This window comes from Candidatus Omnitrophota bacterium (genome assembly GCA_030695905.1).
Classification (GTDB): domain Bacteria; phylum Omnitrophota; class Gorgyraeia; order 2-01-FULL-45-10; family 2-01-FULL-45-10; genus CAZHPY01.
Genome location: JAUYOL010000036.1, coordinates 1 through 13,609, shown reverse-complemented (window position 1 = coordinate 13,609; position 13,609 = coordinate 1). Strand labels below are relative to the sequence as shown.

Here is a 13,609-nt window from a genome sequence, read left to right as displayed (position 1 = left end):
AGATGGGAAAGCTTTATAATGTAGCGGTAATGGGCGCGACCGGAGTGGTCGGAAGCTGTTTTTTGGATATACTCCAGCAGCGGAAGTTTCCGATAAAAAATTTGCGCCTTCTTGCCTCGGATCGTTCAAAGGGTAAGAAATTAAAATTTAACGGCAAGCTATATCCTGTTGAGGTGCTTGGCCACGATTCATTTAAAGATATAGATATAGTGCTATCGAGCGCCGGGGCTTCCAGGAGCTTGGAATTTTTGCCCAGCGCTGTAAAAGCGGGCGCGGTATGCGTCGATAATACAAGCGCGTACAGGATGGATAAAGATGTGCCTTTGGTGGTTCCGGAAGTTAACGCGCACCGTATAAAAGAGCATAAAGGAATAATAGCTAATCCCAATTGTTCCACCATACAGATGGTGGTAGCTTTGTATCCAATACACAAGATAGCGAAGATAAAGAGGATAGTCGTAACGACTTACCAGTCTGTCTCAGGGGCGGGCCAGAAGAAGATACAGGAGCTTCGCGACCAGACGAAAGATTTCCTTGATGGCAAAAAAATAAAACCCGTAGAATTTTCGCATCCTATAGCGTTCAATTTAATACCTCAGATAGACGTCTTTCTCGATAATGGATACACAAAAGAAGAGATAAAGATGGTCAACGAGACCAAGAAGATAATGGAAGACGATTCAATACAAGTCAATGCCACATGTGTAAGAGTGCCTGTCTTCTACGCGCATTCGGAGAGCGTAAATATAGAGACCGAGAAGCATATCACGGCCGATGAGGTAAGAAAGATCCTGTCAAAATCACCCGGTGTATCTGTGGTCGATGACCCTAAGAATAAATCTTATCCTATGCCTATTTACGCGGAAGGTAAGGATGATACTTTTGTGGGCAGGATACGCCAGGATGAGTCGATTAAAAACGGCATCTCTATGTGGGTCGTCAGCGATAATATTCGCAAGGGCGCGGCATTGAACGCTATCCAGATAGCGGAAATTTTGGCAAAGTGATTATAAATATCTCGATAAACGACGTTGAATATCCGGAAAATTTAAAAAATATTCACAGGCCTCCCGCGCAGCTCTATGTAAACGGTTCTTTAAAAAAAGATGATTCGAACGCCATAGCGATAGTAGGATCACGCCGCGCCACGATATACGGCTTAGAAATGGCTGAAAAAATAGCCTTTGATATTGCGTCGCACGGTATTACAGTGGTTAGCGGTATGGCGCGCGGGATAGATTCGGCGGCCCATAAAGGAGCCCTGAAGGCTAAAGGCAGGACCATAGCGGTTATGGGAAGCGGGCATGGTCATATATATCCGCCTGAAAACAAAAAATTGTATGACCAGATAGCCGAGTTCGGCGCGGTTATAACAGAATTCGAAGACGACATGACGCCGCTGCCAAGGAACTTTCCGATACGCAACAGGATCATAAGCGGCCTGTCTTTAGGCCTGGTCGTTGTTGAGGCGGCGCGCAATTCCGGAGCGTTGATAACCGCAGGCTTAGCGCTTGAACAGGGGCGCGAAGTATTCGCGGTGCCCGGAAAGATATCGTCGGCTACATCGGCCGGCACTCATGACCTGATAAAGGATGGCGCCAAACTTATCCAGTCGGTGGATGATATATTTGAAGAGCTGCAGCTTCATGATATTGAGCCTGTGACCGGTAAAGATAAAGAGCTTATGGATGACAGGATAGCCAAGAAGACAAAATCCTATATCTATAATTCTCTTACGGATGATGAGAGAAAAGTTTATAAGATACTGAACGATGAGCCGTTGTATATAGACGATTTAGTCAAAGAGTCAAAAGTGCCTTTGAATATAATATCAAAGGTTGTGCTCGGCCTGGAGATGAAGAGGCTTATTAAGCAGTTACCGGGTAAACAATTTGTGAGGGCGGCCAATGTCTAAAAAGCTTGTAATAGTAGAATCTCCCGCAAAGTCAAAGACGATAAAAAAGTTTCTGGGTCCCGATTATACGGTAGAGGCGAGCATGGGTCACATAATAGACCTGCCCAAGAGTAAGATCGGTGTCGATGTAGAGAATAATTTCGAGCCGGAATACATAGTCATTCAAGAGAGAAGAAAACACCTTGCCGTACTGAAAAAAGCCACCAAGTCCAAAGAAGCCGTATATCTCGCGCAGGACCCTGATAGAGAAGGTGAGGCTATAAGCTGGCACTTAAGGAACGTCCTTTCCGAAGATAAGAAGGCCAAGTCTAAATCCAAGTCCAAAGATGAAGTTAAGCCCAAATTCTACCGCGTAACATTCGATGAAATTACAAAAGAAGCCGTAACCAACGCCTTCAAGCATCCGCGCGACATAGACATGAACCTTGTTAACGCCCAACAGGCGCGAAGGATTTTGGATAGGCTCGTAGGATATACATTAAGCCCGCTATTATGGAAAAAGGTCTCCAGGGGCTTAAGCGCGGGCCGTGTTCAGTCAGTCGCTGTGCGGATAATAGTGGAACGCGAGGATGAGATAAATAAATTTAAACCCGAGGAGTATTGGCATATAGAAGCCGAGTTGAAGAGAAAAGGCGACACGCCGAAAGAAAAATTCAGAGCGAAGCTTGAAAAGTATCAGGGCGAGCCAATAGATGTTAAAAAGCACGCGCAGTCCGAAGAAGTTCTGGCGATTCTTAAAAAAGAGCATTACGTAGTAAGTGATATCCGCGAGACAAAGAAGAGGAAGAAGCCTTATCCTCCGTTTACTACAAGCAAGCTACAGCAGGAAGCGTTCAATAAATTAAGGTTCTCCAGCGTAAAGACTATGCATGTAGCGCAGACGCTTTATGAAGGCGTCGAGATAGGCGACGAGGGCAGCATCGGTCTTATCACTTATATGAGGACCGACTCCGTAAAGATATCGAAAGAAGCGCAGGAAGACGCGAAGAAATATGTGCTGGAAAAATACGGCAAAAAATATTATCCTGACATACCCAACGTATACAAATCCAAGAAGAGCGCCCAGGAGGCGCATGAAGCGACACGGCCGACACTCCCCCTAAGAGAGCCGAATGATATCAAAGATTATCTGACGCCTGATCAGCTAAAATTATACACATTGATATGGAACCGGTTTATTTCAAGCCAGATGACAGAGGCTATTCTCGCCCAGACATCCGCGGATATAAAAGCAGGGGAATATCTATTCAGGACGACTACTACGAAGGTTGCCTTTGACGGATATATGGTCCTTTACGATATCGACGCGGAAAAGGAAGAGGAAAAAAAGATTGAAGGCAAGATGCCTCTTCTTTCCGTAGATGAACCGCTTGATCTATTGGAGCTTATACCAAGCCAGCATTTTACCAAACCGCCGCCAAGATATTCGGACGGTTCTTTGGTAAAGGCCCTTGAAGAGCTGGGTATCGGCAGGCCGTCCACATACGCGCCGACAATGCAGACGATAGTAATGCGCGATTATGTAAGGCGCGAATCGGGTTATCTAAAACCGACAGAACTCGGAACCATAGTTACGAGGCTTTTAATGGAGCATTTCCCAAAAGTTCTCGATGTGGAGTTTACCGCGAAGATGGAAGACGAGCTTGACGGTATAGAGGAAGGCGAAATTGACTGGAAGATACTTTTAAAGAGTTTCTACTCTCCGTTCATGCATACCGTGGATAAGGCCAAGGTGGCGATGCAGGATGTGAAGAAAGAGGTTATTCCGACCAATGAAGTATGCACTCTCTGCGGCAAGCCTATGGTAATAAAGTGGGGCCGCCGCGGAAAGTTTTTAAGCTGTTCGGACTATCCAAGATGCAAGCACGCCAGGTCGATAACCAGCGGCGTAAAATGTCCTTCGCCCGGTTGCGAAGGGGAACTTGTTGAGAGGCGCTCAACGCGGGGTATATTCTACGGCTGCACAAAATTTCCTACCTGCAGGTATACGGCAAGGAAGCTGCCCGGCAAGGAAGAGACAAAAGAAGAAGCGGTAGAAGAGGTCTGATGCAAAGGTTTATCGACAAATTTATAAATTATTTAAAAGTCGAGAAGAATGCATCCGAACATACAATAAAGAATTACACGATAGACCTTGACTCGTTTGCCGATTTTTTGGCCGATAAGGACATCGCCCAGACAGACCACCTCGCGTTAAGAAGATTTTTGGCAGAGATGCGGGCCAAAAATTACGCCAAGAGAACTATCGCCCGCAAACTTGCCAGCTTACGCAGTCTTTTCAGGTTTCTCTACAGGGAAGGATATATAAAATCAAATCCTATAACGTCTATAAGCTCTCCGAAATTAGATAAAAAACTTCCTAAGTTTCTCGATGTAGACAAGATTACAAAAGTTATTCTCAAGCCTGATACGAGCACATTGCCCGGCTTAAGAGACAGAGCCATTTTGGAGACATTATATTCAACGGGCATACGAGTAAGCGAGCTGGTGGGCCTTGATTCGGGCGACGTAGATTTTATAAGCGGTGTAATAAAAGTATTCGGCAAGGGCTCAAAAGAGAGAGTGGTGCCTATCGGCGACGAAGCGCTGGGTTCTATAAGAAGATATAATGATAAGAAGAGCAAAAAGGACAAGGATAAAGACACGATATTTTTAAATAACCGCGGCGGCAGGCTTACGGATAGAAGCGTGCGAAGGATGCTGGACAAATATATACACGCCTGCTCGATAGAAGAGAAGATATCGCCGCATTCATTTCGCCATTCGTTCGCTACGCATCTATTGGATAGAGGCGCTGACTTAAGAAGCGTTCAGGAGCTGCTGGGCCACATGAATCTTTCCACGACCCAGATATATACACACGTAACAATGGATAGGCTTAAAACGGTTTACGATAAGGCTCACCCGAGGGCTTAAATTTTATGCACCCTGTATTAGCGAAGATAGGACCACTGTATATTTACTCATACGGCCTGATGGTCGCGTTGGCCTTTGCGGTGGCGATACTGCTTTCATATAGAGAGGCGCCGCGCTTCAATATCGACAAGGACAAAATAGTAGACTTTGGTATCGTGATACTGATCGGCGGTCTTATAGGCGCGAGACTATTTTTTGTGCTGATGAATTTTAGATATTATATAGCGAATCCGATCGAGATAATAAATCTTACAAAAGGCGGGCTTGTCTGGTATGGAGGTTTTTTGATAGGTATCTTAGTCGGGATAGTATTCGTAAAAAAGAATAATATAAATTTCTGGGACGGCGCGGACCTATTGGCGCCTTTTATGGCGCTGGCGCAATCCATAGGAAGGATAGGCTGTTTTCTAAACGGCTGTTGTTATGGGATTCCCGCGCACAAAGATTATCCGCTTGGCGTGATCTTTCCCCAGGAACCTATATTAAGGCATCCGGCTCAAATTTATGAATCGATTACTATGCTTATAGTATTCCTGGTCTTGAGGAGATGGCAGAAGTCGCGCCATTTCAAAGGAGAGATATTTTTAGGATACGCGATGCTTTATTCCTTATCGAGATTTTTGATCGAATTTTTAAGAGGGGATAATCCCAAAATATTTATCGGCCTTACGATAGCCCAGGTCATAAGTATTATGATATTACCGGTTTGCGCAATTATACTAATAGTAAGGTTCTCGTTATGGAAGAAAAACTCCTCAAGATCCGCGTAGACGCGGCGCACAAAGGTAAGCGGCTGGATAAATTCTTAGCTGAAGAATTTTCCGAAGAATTCTCGCGTTCCTACCTGCAGAAATTATTAAAAGAAGGAAAGGTGCTGTTAAACGGCGGTGTTCCAAAAGGCCACCACATAATAGACACAGGCGAACGCGTGGAGATAATCGTGCCCGCCCCGGTAGAGTCCGTGATAAAAGCCGAAAAGATACCTCTCGATATCGTATATGAAGATAAATATCTTCTGGTTGTAAATAAGCCCCAGGGCATGGTGACGCATCCCGCTCCCGGAAATTACACAGGAACTTTAGTTAACGCGCTTTTAGGACGCTGCCGCGACCTGTCGGGCATAGGTGGCGTGCACAAGCCGGGTATCGTGCATAGGCTCGATAAGGGGACGTCCGGCCTCCTGGTTGTGGCGAAGACAGACGAAGTCCACAGGAAGCTGTCGAAACAGTTTAAGAACAAGACCACCAAAAGAGTTTATATCGCGATAGTAAGGGGAAATGTAGAGCTTGATCATGGAACGATAGAACTTCCTATAGGAAGAAGCGTGCGGGACAGAAAGAAGATGGCTGTGAAATTTGATGATGAGAGAAGCAAGTCCGCTACGACACACTATAAGGTGATAAAGAGGTTCGGGGATTTTACCATTTTAGAATGTGTTCTGGGCACAGGCAGGACTCATCAGATAAGGGTGCACTTATCTTACATAGGGCATCCGATACTTGGCGATGAAAAATATGGAAGCAAGGGAAAATTCAAGTTTCCAATGCTTCATGCCGCGAAGATAGGTTTTACTCATCCTATCACTAAGAAGTTTATGGAATTTTCCCAAGAGCCGCCCAGGGAGATGGCGGATGTTATAAAAACCGGTGAACTGTAGTATAATGGAAAGGTTGTAGGATCTTAGTAGCATAGGGTCAATAGGGTATGGAAATAAAAATAAAACCAGCTAAGAAAGTTTTGGGCCAGATAACTGTTCCTGGAGATAAGTCGATTTCTCACAGAGCTGTCATGATCGGCTCTATCGCGCGCGGCATAACCACCGTAAAGGGCATGGCCGAATCCGACGACTGTAATTATACTATAAATGCCTTTAAAGCGATGGGGGTAGGGATAAGCAGTGAAGGCAATACCACGGTAATAGAAGGCAAAGGCTTAAAGGGATTGTCCAGGCCGAGCAACGCAATAAACGTAGGAAATTCAGGTACCACCATGAGAGTTCTTGCCGGTATATTGGCTGGCCAGAATTTTGAGACAACGTTAACCGGTGATGAGGGCCTGCAAAGAAGGCCGATGAAAAGGATAGTTGAGCCGTTGTCCAGGATGGGCGTTGATATAAGCGCGCGTAAAGGTGATTACCCTCCTATCCGCATAGAGGGCGGGATTGTTAAGCCCATAATCTACAAGACGCCGGTGCCCAGCGCGCAGATAAAGAGCGCGATTCTCTTCGCGGGGCTTTATGCGAAAGGCACGACGAGGGTTATAGAAAAGTTCAAATCACGGGATCATACCGAAAGGATGCTAAAGTATTTCGGCGCCGATATCAGTTTTAACAGTAGGAGCGTGTCTATAAGCGGAGGCAAGGAGCTGTTGGCAAGGTCTTTTGAAATACCCGGTGATATATCGAGCGCGAGCTTTTTTATTGCGGCAGCGATCATTCTTAAGGGGTCCAGTATAAAAGTAAAGAATGTTTCCATTAATCCTACGAGAGCCGGGATACTTAAAATATTGAAAAAGATGGGCGCGAAAGTTAAAGTGGTTAACAAGAAAGACGGCTTTGAGCCGGTCGGAGACATAATTGCCCAGTATTCAAAGACGCGCGGTATAACGATAGATAAATCGATGATACCTTCTGTCATAGACGAACTGCCCATAATATTTGTTTTGGCGGCGCTTTCTAAGGGCAGGACCGTAATAAAGGGCTCGGAAGAGTTAAGAGTAAAAGAGACCGATAGAGTAAGTTCTATGGAATATAATCTCAAGAAGGCGGGCGCCGTATTTAATATAAGGGGCAACGATATTATAATAGACGGCGTGGATAAATTACACGGCGCGCGCTTGAATAGCTTTCAGGACCACAGGACTTGTATGTCGATGGCTGTGGCAGCGCTGTCAGCGGATAGTGAAAGTGTGATAAGAGGCGCGGAAAGTGTTTCCAAATCGTTCCCGGGGTTTTTCGATACCTTATTTAAATTGACAATAGTATGATTTTTTGTTAATATCACTGAACTACTGAACTAAGCCTGCCTGCCGGCAGGCAGGGAGATAATGTAATGAGGCCAAGGTTTTTAGATTTACTTACCGGAGCATATAATAAACTTTTCGGTTTCTTTTCTAACGATATCGGTATAGACTTAGGGACCGCCACAACATTAGTTTATCTTAAGAATCAGGGTATAGTCCTGTGCGAGCCGTCAGTAGTTGCTGTCGAAGCCGGCACTTCAAATGTTTTGGCCGTGGGAGAAGAAGCTAAAAGGATGCTCGGCAGAACCCCCGGCAATATAGTCGCTATCAGGCCCATGAGGCACGGCGTAATTACCGATTTCGAAATATCCGAAGCAATGCTCCGCTACTTCATACAAAAAGTAAATAAATCCAAAAGGTTTGTCCGTCCGCGCATAGTCATTGCGATACCTTCAGGTATAACTGAGGTTGAAAAGCGCGCGGTTGAAGATTCGGCGCTTCACGCCGGCGCCCGCGAAGTTATTACTATAGAAGAGCCTATGGCAGCGGCCATAGGCGTAGGCTTGCCCATATCCGAGCCCTCCGGAAACATGATAATAGATATAGGCGGAGGCACCACCGAGATAGCCGTTATATCCTTGACGGGCATGGTATTTTCTAAATCTGTCAGGATCGGCGGGGACGAGATGGATGAGGCAATAATAAATTCGCTTAAGAAAAACTACAACCTGATGATAGGGGAGAGAACGGCCGAAAATATAAAGATGAAGATAGGTTCTGTATATCCGCTCGAAGAAGAATTGACGATGGAGGTAAAGGGGAGAGACCTCGTTGCCGGACTGCCGAAAACGGTCTCTGTGACCAGCGAAGAGATCCGCGAAGCGATGTCCGAGCCGATGTCCCAGATAGTCGAAGCGGTGAGAATTACGCTCGAAAGGATTCCTCCGGAACTTTCCGCGGATCTGATAGAAAAAGGTATAGTGCTTGCGGGCGGAGGCTCTCTTTTAAAAGGCATAGACAAGCTGCTTTCCGAAGAAACCGGGTTGCCGGTTCATCTCGCGGAAGATCCGCTTACCGCAGTCGCGCTTGGCACGGGAAAAGTGCTTGGCGAGGAAAAGATATTAAAGGCAATCGTTAAACTGCAGAAGCGCAAGCGTTAAAATAAAATAGATGTGCGCAATCAAAAGAAAAGCATTGTAAAAGCCCTCGTAATAATATCCATAGCCACCCTCATAGTATTAACATCTTCAGCAGCGCGCCTTATAAGAATAAATATTACGGATACCACAAGCCCTGTTTTAAAAACTTTCCATTCTTTCCTGGGCCTCCTGGATAACATTGCCCCGTTCGCCGCCTTAAGGGAAGAAAATAAAATATTACACGACAGGCTGGACTTATTAACGAGGATGGCCGAAGAGACCCAGGCCATACACGATGAGAATGCCCGCTTAAGAAACCTGCTCAATTTCCAGAAGATAATACCGTACACAAGTATCGCCGCCCAGGTTATAGGCAGGGATTCGTCCAACTGGTCGAATTCCATAATAATAGGTAAAGGCTCTTCCAGCGGAATAAGACAGAACATGGCGGTCATGTCTACTCGCGGACTTGTGGGCAGAATAGTCGAAGTCGGAAAAAATTTAAGCAAGGTGCTATTAATTACCGATCCCAATTTAAAAGTAGGCATCATGATCCGCCGCAACAGGCAAGGCGGCGTTATGGTTGGCCGCCCCGGAGGACGGTGCAAGGTGATATATATATCGCTGGATTCCGATGCGAAGGCCGGTGACAAAATAATAACCGCTGGGTTCGGCAGTGTATTTCCCAAAGGCATACTCATAGGCGATATAGAAAAGGTCGATAAGGAGCAGGGACGCCTATATAAATACGCGATAGTAAGGCCTTCACAGGATCTGTCGAAGCTGGAAGAGGTACTGTGCATAATAAAGTAAATAGAATGCAGATGTATCTTATTCTGTTAACCGCGTTTTTTTTACAGGTAACGCTTCTCGATTTTATAAGGATAGCCGGCACAAAGCCCGACCTGGGCGCTTTATTCGTGATATTTATCGCGATATTTTTTGGGTGGAGCTCCGGCATAGAGGCCGGATTTGTATTTGGTTTATTAAAAGACATATATTCCGTAGATATATTCGGCATCAATACAGCCACTCTCGCTATTACCGGATTAATTGCCGGATTATTAAGCCCTAAATTTTTAAAGGAATCGAGGGCGATCCAGACTCTCATAGTATTTGTACTCACACTGTTCTATTTTTTTATACACTATTTTATCTCATCGGCAATCTCTAATATTACCTACATAAGCCTTGCGGAATATATCATCCATTCTTTTATCCCGGTCTCTTTGTATACAGCCTGCCTGGCATTCCTTATATTTCCTTTTTTTGTAAGCAGATTTGGTCTTGAAGAGACCGCGGAATATTTATGAGAGAAAAATATCTGCAGGCGCCGATACGGGTCCTTTTTATCTTATTAGTATTGGGGCTGGCCTATACCCAGGTCTTGAGATTTCCTTATTACTCCAGATTGTCCAAGGACAATGCTATAAGGATAATACCCATTGAGGGGCCTCGCGGAACCATATTTGACAAAAACGGTGTCCCCTTAGTAAATGATAGGGTCTCTTTTAATGTGGCGGTTGTGTATCAGGAATTAAGGAATAGGGAAAAACTGATAAGGCTTCTTACAAATCTATTGGATGTGCCGCGTAAAAAGGTGGAAGACGCTGTGGATAAATCGGCAAGGAAGCCTTACGCGCCCGTTACTATCGTTGAGGACATAGAAAAAGATAAGGCATTTATACTGGAGGAGGAAAGTTTTGACATAAGAGGGCTTGTAATAGAGACAAAGTCTGTGCGTAATTATGGTTATGGCAGTGTCGGCAGCCATATATTCGGCTATTTAAGCGAAATAAGCGAGCGGGAGTTGGAAAGCCTTAAAGAATACGGCTATCGCATGAAAGATCTTGTGGGCCGCGATGGCCTTGAAAAATATTATGATAAAGACCTTGCGGGAGTGGACGGTGGAATACAGATACAGGTCGATAATAGAGGCAGGCAGGTAGGTGTCCTTGGGTACAAAGAGCCGCGAAAAGGAAAAGATCTGTATTTAACCATAGACCTTAACTTACAGAAAGTTTGCGATAAAGCTCTTGAAGATAAATCCGGAGCGATTATGGTAATGGATCCGGGCACTGGCGAGGTGCTGGCGTTGTCCAGCAGCCCTTCATATGATCCCAATATATTCATAAAGCCGGAAGGATCCTCTGAAAGGTTGAAATTGCTGAAAGACAAGATGAGGCGTCCGTTATTAAACAGGGCGATATCGGGAGCGTATCCCCCGGGTTCTATCTTTAAAATTGTTGTGGCATCGGCCGCCCTGCAGATTAAAAGGATAAATACGCGCACACATTTTAATTGCACCGGAACCTATATTTTAGGTAGAGGCAGATTTGACTGCTGGAAAGAGCTCGGCCACGGCCCGCAGGATGTTGTCAACGCTATTATGAATTCCTGCAACGTATTTTTTTATAATATAGGTAGGGCTGTAGGCGTGGATAATATAGAAAACTTTGCCCATATTTTTGGATTTGGCAAAAAGACCGGCATAGACCTTCCGGACGAAGTAAAAGGTGTAGCGCCCGGCAGACTGTGGAAGAAATTGCATAAAAAAGATGTATGGTATGAAGGTGATACCGTAAATTATGCTATAGGTCAGGGGTATGTGCTTGTTACGCCGGTACAGATACTTGATATGACGGCTATAATAGCCAACAAAGGGAGCATCGTTAAGCCCTATATAGTCAAGCGCATAGATACAAGAGATTTAATGCCGGCTGAACGCAAACCCGCGGGCCTGAACAGCGGTGTTATCAAAACTGTCCGTGAAGGCATGTACAAAGTTGTGAATGCTGAATTTGGTACGGGCAAGCGTGCCAAGATAGAGGGCGTGGCTATAGCCGGTAAGACGGGCACCGCGCAAAATCCTCAGGGCAGGACCCACGCGTGGTTTACCGGATTTGCGCCTTTTGACCCTTCGACTTCGCTCAGGGTCAATGGTGAGCGTAGTCGAACCATTGATAATTCCAGGATCTGTGTAGTCGTCTTTTTAGAGCATGGCGGTAAGGGCGGCATGGAGCCGAGCGAAATAGCTAAGGATATATTTGAGGAAGCGAAGAATAGAGGATATTTGTGATTTTTGATAAGAGGCTCATAAAAGATTTTGACAAGACCATACTTGCCGTTGTTTTTATTTTATGCTTGATAGGCCTGCTTACTTTATACAGCGCGACAAAGGTTAAGGACCTGTCTTTTGTAGAGAGCTTTGTATTTAAGCAGATCAACTGGATAGCTTTTGGCGCGATACTTCTTGTGTTGGTAATAAACATTTCCTACCAGAAATTTGTGGATATTTCATACATACTGTATGGTTTGAATATAGTTTTGCTTATGCTCGTATTGGTAATAGGTCGCGAGAGGCTCGGAGCGCAACGCTGGTTTACAATAGGCAATTTTACGCTTCAACCGTCAGAATTTATAAAGATAAATTTTATCCTGATGCTTGCTAGCTACCTTGGGTCTAAAAAAGGAAAGATGGAAAGCTTTAGCGGTTTTATCGTCCCTCTTATCTTATTAGCCATACCATTTTTGCTCGTAGTCATACAGCCGGATCTTGGTACCGCGCTTTTACTGATTCCGATATTCCTATCTATGATGTTTGTGGCGGGCGCCCGCACGAAATATTTAATTACTCTCATCATTATGGGTTTAGTTTCGATGCCGATATTCTGGCATTTCTTAAGAGACTACCAGAGGCAGCGGCTTATGGTATTTTTGAATCCCAATGTTGATCCGTTGGGCGCGGGCTACACCATAATACAGTCGAAGATAGCTGTCGGTTCCGGCGGGCTCATAGGGAAGGGCTGGCTTGCCGGCACGCAGAACCAGCTGAACTTTCTTCCGGAGCGCCACACAGACTTCATATTCTCGGTTATAGGTGAAGAGTGGGGACTCTTTGGCGCGCTTATCCTGATACTTCTGTTCTTCATGATAGTAAGGCGCGGACTCGACATAGCCTACTCGACCAATGATATGCATGGCAAACTTATCGCGACAGGCATAGTTGTGCTGTTGGCGTTGCAGGTTACGATAAACATAGCGATGACGATAGGCATGATGCCGGTTGTCGGTATTCCGCTGCCGCTGATAAGTTATGGTGGCTCGAGCATGCTCACAACATTTATCGCCGTGGGCCTCTTGCTTAACATCGGCATGCGCCGCTCAAGGTTTTAGAAAATTTTCTCTTCCGAGAGGCAGTCCCCTCTCGGGGCTGTGCTTCACATCAGCATGTAGGCGGTTACCTTTGTGTCCGCCTTCTGCTGACGTAAATTGGTATTAGGCATACCAATTTACTCCGGAAAAATTCTTTACTATATCGCCACAAGGAGTCAGAATTTTTGACGGCAGCTTCAGGCGGGCCACAAAGGTTCCGCCTGCGACATGGATGCATAAACCTAAGCCTACGGTTATGGGAAGCACAATAAAAATGTTAGGTCTTTTGTGATGACGAAAAACGGTTAAAAAGGGCCGAGGATGTTCGCCTTCGTTTTAAACTTAGGCGATACCGCCGCTTTTTGGCGGGATGAGGCCCCGTTTAGGGGCCGAGTTCCGCAGGCCCCCGTTTTTCGACAGAACAAAAGACCGACCTCACCGTAGCATCTGGTCTACTACATAGTTGATTGCGAAGGCGGGGGAACATTTTTCCTGCCACCTATACATGACTATCTTACATACT

General features: G+C 45.4%; 12 protein-coding genes. All 12 read left to right on the top strand.

The annotated features are described in order from the left end of the window. Positions 1–2 precede the first annotated feature (2 nt). Complete coding sequence (locus Q8R38_05440) at positions 3–1,007, top strand: aspartate-semialdehyde dehydrogenase (protein ID MDP3791464.1); 1,005 nt, start codon at positions 3–5, stop codon at positions 1,005–1,007. Beyond that, positions 1,004–1,915: a DNA-processing protein DprA gene (dprA, locus tag Q8R38_05435; GenBank protein MDP3791463.1), complete on the top strand. Its 912-nt coding sequence runs from the start codon at positions 1,004–1,006 to the stop codon at positions 1,913–1,915. The genes Q8R38_05440 and dprA overlap by 4 nt, the downstream gene beginning before the upstream one ends. Further along, positions 1,908–3,962 carry a type I DNA topoisomerase gene (gene topA, locus Q8R38_05430; protein ID MDP3791462.1) on the top strand — a complete coding sequence of 685 codons (2,055 nt, stop codon included), beginning with the start codon at positions 1,908–1,910 and terminating at the stop codon, positions 3,960–3,962. The genes dprA and topA overlap by 8 nt, the downstream gene beginning before the upstream one ends. Continuing rightward, positions 3,962–4,831: a tyrosine recombinase XerC gene (xerC, locus tag Q8R38_05425; GenBank protein MDP3791461.1), complete on the top strand. Its 870-nt coding sequence runs from the start codon at positions 3,962–3,964 to the stop codon at positions 4,829–4,831. Before topA ends, xerC begins: the two co-directional genes overlap by 1 nt. Before the next feature lie 5 nt (positions 4,832–4,836). Next, positions 4,837–5,601, top strand: coding sequence for a prolipoprotein diacylglyceryl transferase (lgt, locus tag Q8R38_05420; protein ID MDP3791460.1), 765 nt, complete (start codon positions 4,837–4,839; stop codon positions 5,599–5,601). After that, complete coding sequence (locus Q8R38_05415; GenBank protein ID MDP3791459.1) at positions 5,571–6,488, top strand: RluA family pseudouridine synthase; 918 nt, start codon at positions 5,571–5,573, stop codon at positions 6,486–6,488. Before lgt ends, Q8R38_05415 begins: the two co-directional genes overlap by 31 nt. A gap of 47 nt (positions 6,489–6,535) precedes the next feature. After that, positions 6,536–7,816 carry a 3-phosphoshikimate 1-carboxyvinyltransferase gene (gene aroA / locus Q8R38_05410; GenBank protein MDP3791458.1) on the top strand — a complete coding sequence of 427 codons (1,281 nt, stop codon included), beginning with the start codon at positions 6,536–6,538 and terminating at the stop codon, positions 7,814–7,816. A 65-nt stretch (positions 7,817–7,881) separates the two neighbouring features. Beyond that, entirely contained in the window at positions 7,882–8,952 is a 1,071-nt protein-coding gene (locus Q8R38_05405) for a rod shape-determining protein (GenBank protein MDP3791457.1), read from the top strand. A 12-nt stretch (positions 8,953–8,964) separates the two neighbouring features. After that, on the top strand, positions 8,965–9,744 hold the full coding sequence (gene mreC / locus Q8R38_05400; GenBank protein ID MDP3791456.1) for a rod shape-determining protein MreC: 780 nt from the start codon (positions 8,965–8,967) through the stop codon (positions 9,742–9,744). Next, on the top strand, positions 9,729–10,244 hold the full coding sequence (mreD, locus tag Q8R38_05395; protein MDP3791455.1) for a rod shape-determining protein MreD: 516 nt from the start codon (positions 9,729–9,731) through the stop codon (positions 10,242–10,244). Before mreC ends, mreD begins: the two co-directional genes overlap by 16 nt. Beyond that, positions 10,241–12,010 (top strand): penicillin-binding protein 2, encoded by a 1,770-nt coding sequence (mrdA, locus tag Q8R38_05390; GenBank protein ID MDP3791454.1) that lies wholly within the window; start codon positions 10,241–10,243, stop codon positions 12,008–12,010. Before mreD ends, mrdA begins: the two co-directional genes overlap by 4 nt. Next, positions 12,007–13,107: a rod shape-determining protein RodA gene (gene rodA, locus Q8R38_05385; GenBank protein MDP3791453.1), complete on the top strand. Its 1,101-nt coding sequence runs from the start codon at positions 12,007–12,009 to the stop codon at positions 13,105–13,107. Before mrdA ends, rodA begins: the two co-directional genes overlap by 4 nt. The last annotated feature ends 502 nt before the right edge of the window (positions 13,108–13,609 follow it).

Coding starts and splice junctions, on each gene's coding strand:
- Q8R38_05440 (MDP3791464.1), top strand. CDS start 3: ATGGGAAAGCTTTATAATGTAGCGGTAATGGGCGCGACCGGAGTGGTC.
- topA (MDP3791462.1), top strand. CDS start 1,908: ATGTCTAAAAAGCTTGTAATAGTAGAATCTCCCGCAAAGTCAAAGACG.
- xerC (MDP3791461.1), top strand. CDS start 3,962: ATGCAAAGGTTTATCGACAAATTTATAAATTATTTAAAAGTCGAGAAG.
- lgt (MDP3791460.1), top strand. CDS start 4,837: ATGCACCCTGTATTAGCGAAGATAGGACCACTGTATATTTACTCATAC.
- Q8R38_05415 (MDP3791459.1), top strand. CDS start 5,571: ATGGAAGAAAAACTCCTCAAGATCCGCGTAGACGCGGCGCACAAAGGT.
- aroA (MDP3791458.1), top strand. CDS start 6,536: ATGGAAATAAAAATAAAACCAGCTAAGAAAGTTTTGGGCCAGATAACT.
- Q8R38_05405 (MDP3791457.1), top strand. CDS start 7,882: ATGAGGCCAAGGTTTTTAGATTTACTTACCGGAGCATATAATAAACTT.
- mrdA (MDP3791454.1), top strand. CDS start 10,241: ATGAGAGAAAAATATCTGCAGGCGCCGATACGGGTCCTTTTTATCTTA.